Below are 4,829 nucleotides of genomic sequence, written 5' to 3'. Positions count from 1 at the left end.
CATCTTTGTCCCCTAACTTTCGGCGAGTCCCCCCAGACTTTTTGAGAAGCTTCGACTCCCTCACTTTTACGAAAGAAATCCATCATGGTCATGGGAGGTGTCAGTAACATTTATGTTTTATCCTTATTAGAGAAGGTCACTCAACTAACTCATTTTCTCATGAAATCCCTTGCTGCTAACATTAACTCTCTTCCCCTCTCTCTTGATGAAATAAAATCCGCTATCGCTAATGGCCAGAGTCTTGCCAATAGGAATTTACAAGGCATAGATATGAGCCAGATGGATTTATCTCAGACGAATTTAAGCGGTGCTATCTTAATTGGGGCTAAAAGTGGGGAAACAAATTTTCAGGGGGCTGACTTACGCGAGGCTGACTTACGCGGGGCTGACTTGAAATTTGCCAACCTAACCGATGCTGATTTGCGAGATAGTTATTTACATCGCACCCAGTTACAAGGGTGTAATTTGAGTGGCGCACAGCTAGAGTCGGCAAAACTGCAACTGGCACTCTACGATTCTCTCACTATTTGGCCTGAAGGCTATGACTATCGGAATTCCGGTGCGGTTGGTCCTTATGCAAACTTAGGGGGAGCCTTCCTTAATACAGCCAATCTCAGGGGCGCAGACTTACGTTATGCAAACTTGAGAGGAGCTTACTTGAGTGGGGCCGATTTGACGGGAGCGAACCTTCAAGGAGCCGCCTTAAGTGGAGCGAACCTTCAAGGAGCATTTCTCACAGGGGCTTACTTGTACCAAGCTCGACTCATTGGTGCGGAATTACAGGCAGCCGACTTGCGAGGAGCCTACTTAACCGAAGTCAGTTGGGAACAGTTACAGAGCATCGCTGGAGCAGACTTTACGGGGGCTAAAGGATTAAGTGAGTTAGACAGGGTTTGTTTATGCAGTCGTCCCGCCCAAGAGTTAGGCACTTGGAATTCTTTCACTCGCTCTAATACAGCGAGGAGTCTTGGCTCTTCCTAACTTGGAAAACTAAACTTTGAAACCGCAAGGAAACGCTACCGCCTTGATTTATTTATTGTTAAAATCCATCTCCCGTTAATGTCTATTAGTCCTTTTGAAGGAGAAATATAACGGGAGTCTAGATGGCTAGATTTTTAACAAAATGTTTGCAGAAGCCCCTAATCTTTGATAAGCGTTGAGGTAGTTCACGATAACAATTAAATCCTAAATTGTCTATGAGATAGGGTTGATATGAAAATCCTTAAGATGACTAATTAAATGGTCAAAATAAGGAGTCAATTCCTGCTGTTGTTCAGGTTTGAATTGCTGTAAGCTATAGATTTTCAAGTTTTCTAAGCCGCAGATCATGGCATCAAGAGGAACTTGCAATTCTTCATAGAGCAACTCCATATTTTTAAGTCCTTCTAGGCTAGTAAATTGAGGACTGTTTCCAGCAATTCCATAGGTGATACAGCGCAGAAAATGCCAGAAATCTCGCCAGCAAGCTTCGGCTCTTTCAGGGGGATAAAGTCCACCACCTAACTCGGTAATTTTAGGATAGGTGGCCAAAACTTGTTCCCTGGCGTAATTAACAATTAAGTCAGCGTTGTCTCGCAAAAATCTCGCTTTTTCAACTGCTGATGACTGCTCTGTCCCTAGAGCTTTAATTTGTGCTAAGTCTTCATCTGTAAGATAGCGACCTTGATCATCTGCTTGCTGAAAAATTTGCAGCACTTCATCTGAATGTGACTTTTGCCAACGGTTAAAACTCACAATTCTGGCTTTTGGAATTAATTGTTTAGCTCTTTCGCTTAATTGACTACTCATAGAAGTCCTCAATAAATTGGTTAAGGGGCAATATCTGAGTATCACCAACGTTATCCGAAAAATTAGTCAAATATGGTTACATGTGGAGTACAGAAAACCTATTTCCAGGGTCTCTCATAGCCTCAACGTCAGCTGTTAGGCGGGTCGAAGTAGTCAAGCTAGAGACGAATGATCCCCCAAGCAGCTAGGGCGAGAGCAATGACACCAATGCTTAATAACCCTGCCCCAGTAAGAGTGATGACTTTACCCGTCAAACGAACCCATGCTGGATAAGGGGGCTGTTGCCATTTCCAGTAATAAGTGGGTTGGAGACCAGGGAAATAACCGATTTCCTCTAATTCAGTACGATAGTCAGCTCCATATCGAGGCATAGGACCAAAGGGTAACTCCCCTTGACATTGACTGGGTAAGATTCGTCCCCGTTGGTAGGGAATAGTATCGTAGCCAAAGTTATTGAGATACTCTTCACTATTGACCAGATCGTTTTATTAGTCTTGAGCTTATGGCATCAAGGCTATATTAAGTCTGGCTTTGTCAAAAAACTTAATATTTTTTCGTTTTCCGTCAATCTCCAATTTTCTCGGTTATTCACCACGCTTCAGGCTACCAGTTGGCGTTCTAAATCGAACAGGAAGCCATGAATATACTCTTCTGTCCATGCTTTTCCATACAGACGAGTAAACATTCCTCGTGCCGGATCTTTGTGCGCACGGTAGGCGATGTAACTCCTTTGTGCTTGGAGGATATCTTCGAGCCTTTGACTATCAGTAATCGGTTTGGCTTCCTCCACGAAATTCAAATAAGCTTGGAGATAGTCCTTAAAAGCTGAGAAAACTCGTGTGACGACTACTTCTGTTTCTTGGGGACGAGTCCATAAAAAAGCTGGAGAAAAGAAGGGTTTCGCTTCTTCTGGAAAATCTCCCCCCCAGGGTAAATGCTGTTGGTGGCTTTTGAAGAGGGGCAAGATAGGCTCGGTATATTTTTGCAGGTAAGCATTCTCGTGGAAGAGTGGTTGCATATCCAAGGCAATGAGGTGTCCCCCAGGCAATGTGACTAAATCTGCTCCAAAAAAGGGCAAATCATAGGTTAACTGGGGGAAGATGACAAAATTAAGAACTTGTAGGGAACTACCCCCTTGAACGTGAGCAGCTCGAATTTGTCTTAGTTTGGGAGATTTAAAAGCATAGCTGCTAGTGATAACCTCTTGCTGTCTTTTCCCCTTCCCTGTCATTTCTTCTTTTCTCTCAAACCCTTCAGGAATGGGATAGGGTTGCAAGGAAAGTCGGTCTTCCATCAGCGAAATAGCATAGTCTAAGAAAGGTTGGTAAAGGGTCATAGGATTAGAAATTTAATAATAATGTTGATCTTTTGTCTGCTCCAAATCTCTGTCCGTTGACACTCTCACCGTTAAGCTACGCTGTAACGGGAGATTCTTAAATTCACATATAGAAACCTGGCCTAATTCCTTGGCTAGGAAACTTCCTCAACCATCTTAAAATTAAGCGTTAACTTTTATTATCAACAACGGCAACGGCATCTTCAAACAAAAATTTATGGAGAAATTCTTCCGACCATTCATGACCAAAATAGCTCTTAAATAGCCCCGAGGCCGGATCTCTTTCTGCACTATATTGATCATAATCTTTCTGTGCCTTGATGATTCGTTCAACCTGGTTTGAATCTGTCTTTGGCTCAGCTTGTTCTACCAGTTGCCAATATAATTGAATATATTCTTGATAAGCAGGAAAAAGCTGCTCTATAACCGTCTGAGGATCAGTTCTGGCAAATAATAAATAGGGAGAAAAATATTGGTTAGCATCATAAAACTTCATTTCCAAGTCTTGCGCCAAATCATTATATTTTTTACGAATTGGTGCCATCGGTTCAATATATTTCTTTAAATAATCTGGGTCACGAAACAGAGGCTGAAAATCTAAAACTACTAATATTTTTTTCTGCCCAAAAGCTAAAAAATCAATTCCCAATAAAGGCAAATCATACTGATGGTTTGGATAAATAACACTATTAAAAATTTGGGCAGTTTCCCCCGCATTAATGTAGGTGTAGCGTATTTTTCGGAATTGGGGACATTCATAACACCAACTTTCAATCATTGCGGGATTTTTTCCCCGTTGGCTGATTTGGAACTCTAATTCTGGGCTAATAGGTCTGCTTTTCAGCTCAAAGCGACTAAACAGTTCTTTTTCTAGGTATTGGAGAAAAGGCTGAAACATAAACTGAAGACTAAATAGTAAAACCTTCCCTGAGAATAAAGAAAATCCTTAGCTTCTGTCTCGTTTATCACCAAGAAAGTCATAAATCGTAATATAGCAAATATACTGACTCACTACACTAAAATATTGCTTTAGTATTGTAGCAGAAGGTTTGCAAATAAAGTCTTTAAGGGACTTACTTTCACCGTAAAAAAAAACTGAGCAAAATCATGACTGAAGTTGAAACAGGAAGAATGTTACTTTCTCATAATTTTGATATCTCTAATGATATCTTTCCTGAGTTAAGTTTAGAAGAGTTTACCCAAGTATTTATTGATGGCTTAAGTCAATATGATGGGGTTAGATGTCGTCAATTAAGTCATCCTCACTGGATGGTAGAAATTGTGTTTTTTAAAAACAAGTTTTCTTCTCTACAAGTGGGAGAACTATGCGCAGATGCTTTAGTAAACAAGAGGATTGCTCAAAAGAATCAAGATAATAGTATTCCTGATATTTTGATTTTGGGCGGACTTAAAACAACTCCTCCTAATGGGAGTTCTCCTGACACATTACAACCTGGAGAATGGGGAGTTGATGTGGTAGAAACAACTTCTGCTGAAGACTTTTTAACTGCGTTAGGATGGGAGGAGAAAACAGCAGGGAAAACGATTGATAATGTATTCAAAGTTGAGAGAGTGACATATCCATAAACTCCCCTGTGCTTCTTGTTTCGTTTCTCAATTGGTGATTTCTCGCCGAGAATTGGTTAACTGATTGAAGCTTCTCAAAAAGTCTGGGGGGACTCGCCGAAAGTTAGGGGACAAAGAT

General features: G+C 41.1%; 6 protein-coding genes. 2 read left to right on the top strand and 4 right to left on the bottom strand.

From position 1 onward, the window contains the following. Nucleotides 1-159: 159 nt before the first annotated feature. Nucleotides 160-981, top strand: a complete 822-nt coding sequence (locus P9B04_RS14470; RefSeq protein ID WP_342055692.1) for a pentapeptide repeat-containing protein — start codon at nucleotides 160-162, stop codon at nucleotides 979-981. Nucleotides 982-1,194: 213 nt separating this feature from the next. Here the strand turns inward: P9B04_RS14470 and P9B04_RS14465 are convergent, their stop codons facing one another. The 4 genes from P9B04_RS14465 to P9B04_RS14450 form a co-directional block, all read right to left on the bottom strand. After that, nucleotides 1,195-1,788, bottom strand: coding sequence for a phycobilisome protein (locus P9B04_RS14465; RefSeq protein WP_342055691.1), 594 nt, complete (start codon nucleotides 1,786-1,788; stop codon nucleotides 1,195-1,197). A 158-nt stretch (nucleotides 1,789-1,946) separates the two neighbouring features. Beyond that, entirely contained in the window at nucleotides 1,947-2,159 is a 213-nt protein-coding gene (locus tag P9B04_RS14460; protein WP_342055690.1) for a hypothetical protein, read from the bottom strand. A gap of 227 nt (nucleotides 2,160-2,386) precedes the next feature. Continuing rightward, complete coding sequence (locus P9B04_RS14455; protein ID WP_342055689.1) at nucleotides 2,387-3,124, bottom strand: phycoerythrobilin:ferredoxin oxidoreductase; 738 nt, start codon at nucleotides 3,122-3,124, stop codon at nucleotides 2,387-2,389. Nucleotides 3,125-3,293: 169 nt separating this feature from the next. After that, nucleotides 3,294-4,022 carry a 15,16-dihydrobiliverdin:ferredoxin oxidoreductase gene (locus P9B04_RS14450; protein ID WP_342055688.1) on the bottom strand — a complete coding sequence of 243 codons (729 nt, stop codon included), beginning with the start codon at nucleotides 4,020-4,022 and terminating at the stop codon, nucleotides 3,294-3,296. 209 nt (nucleotides 4,023-4,231) lie between these two features. Here P9B04_RS14450 and P9B04_RS14445 point away from each other — a divergent pair, with 209 nt between their 5' ends. Further along, on the top strand, nucleotides 4,232-4,711 hold the full coding sequence (locus P9B04_RS14445) for a DUF2656 domain-containing protein (RefSeq protein WP_342055687.1): 480 nt from the start codon (nucleotides 4,232-4,234) through the stop codon (nucleotides 4,709-4,711). The last annotated feature ends 118 nt before the right edge of the window (nucleotides 4,712-4,829 follow it).

It is taken from the genome of Crocosphaera sp. Alani8 (assembly GCF_038442745.1).
Lineage (GTDB): Bacteria > Cyanobacteriota > Cyanobacteriia > Cyanobacteriales > Microcystaceae > Crocosphaera.
Note: the sequence above shows the minus strand (reverse complement) of the source record. Positions and strands in the feature narration are given on the sequence as shown.